The organism is Streptomyces anatolicus, assembly GCF_019400875.1.
Classification (GTDB): domain Bacteria; phylum Actinomycetota; class Actinomycetes; order Streptomycetales; family Streptomycetaceae; genus Streptomyces; species Streptomyces anatolicus.
Genome location: NZ_WMBF01000817.1, coordinates 1 through 1,475, shown reverse-complemented (window position 1 = coordinate 1,475; position 1,475 = coordinate 1). Strand labels below are relative to the sequence as shown.

Genomic DNA, 1,475 nt, shown 5'->3' with positions numbered 1-1,475 from the left:
GTCCTAGCCCCCCGCCCCCGCAGCCACGCGACGACGTCCTCCGCGCCCGCCGCGACGGCCGCGTCCAGTGGTGTCATCTCCTCGTACCCGACCCGGTCGAGCGCGGCGCCCCGCTCCAGCAGATGGCGCGCCGTGCCCAACTGCCCGCCACGGCAAGCGCCCCAGAACGCGCTGTCGAGGTCGTCGGGGCTCGGCGGGTCCGCCGCCACGCGGGCCCGGACGCGATCCAGCAGCCCTAGCGTCGCCTCGTCCTGCAAGGTCGTCCGCGCCCCGTGCTCCAGCAGCCGCCGCGCCGCCCGCCACTGGCCGAACCCCCGCGCGTCGGCCAACGGCGTGCCGTACGCGATGACCCCTCCGTCCGCCTCGATGTCCGCACCGGCGGCGATAAGGGCGTCCACCGCCGCCACGTCGTCATTGCTCGCAGCCCAGTGCAGCGGCGTCTCCGCGTGGGCGCCCACGAAACGGGCGTCGGGGTCGGCGCCCGCGGCGACCAGGACGCGGATTACCTCGGGCCCCGAAGGGAAGTGCCCCGGCCAGTCCGTGGCGATGTGCAGCAGACTGCGCGTCCCCGCGGCCTCACCCTCCTGCCTGATACCAGAGGAGGCCAGGACCGGATGCGCGTCGAGCAGTTCTTGGAGCGCCGGGACATGACCGCCCCGGATCGCCCCGGTCACCGCCACGGCCAGCGCCTCCCGTGCGTCGAGAACTGCCATCTCCGACCGCCTCCCTGATCACCTGCCACCGATGAACGCCTGCCTGATCACCTGCCACCGATTCTGGCAGCGGCCACTGACAACGGGCGGCCCCGGCCGACGGAGGACCCGCCTCCGGTACGACACGACGCCCCCGAGGACCACGGCAACGGCAACAGCGATCAGATGCTCACGCCCCGCGAGATCCGGCTCAGCGCACGAACCCACCACCGTAGGAACCACGGCGGCGACGAAGAGCACGGGAGCCCGCAGGATCACGGCCGCGTAGGCGAAGAGGCCGACGATGGCGGCGGAGGTCCCGGTGTCCACGGCGTGCGCGGCGCTGCCGGGGAGCCCGAGCCGTTCGGGCCCGAGCGCGATCATCACACGCGCCCCGAACGTCCCGGCGAGCGTGACCGCGTACGCCACCACCAGGGTGCGTACACGGCCGAAGAGGAGTTCGGCGAGCGCGAATGCCAGAACCAGCCGAGGCAGCCCGCCCCACACGGGCAGATCCACCGCGGGTACGAACACCGATACGGGCGTACGCAGCAGAGTGAGCCAGACCGGCTGGTCACCCCGCACCTCACTGACCACCCGCAGCACGTCGGCGCCGACGGCGGTCTGCTGGAACGCGTGCAGTCCGGTCACCGCGACGGCGGCGAAGAGGGCCAGCGACACCCCCAGGGGCCCGCGCTCACGAAGCCGCCGCCACGGCAGAGCAACGACACCACGCCACTCATGAACGAGAACCCCCCACCCCCACCCGACAACCATCCGGGC

General features: G+C 73.2%; 2 protein-coding genes. Both read right to left on the bottom strand.

The annotated features are described in order from the left end of the window. The coding region (locus tag GKQ77_RS32700; protein WP_219692776.1) for an ankyrin repeat domain-containing protein at positions 1-713 on the bottom strand (713 nt) is incomplete at its 3' end. 18 nt (positions 714-731) lie between these two features. After that, entirely contained in the window at positions 732-1,373 is a 642-nt protein-coding gene (locus tag GKQ77_RS32695) for a hypothetical protein (RefSeq protein WP_219692775.1), read from the bottom strand. Positions 1,374-1,475 lie beyond the last annotated feature (102 nt).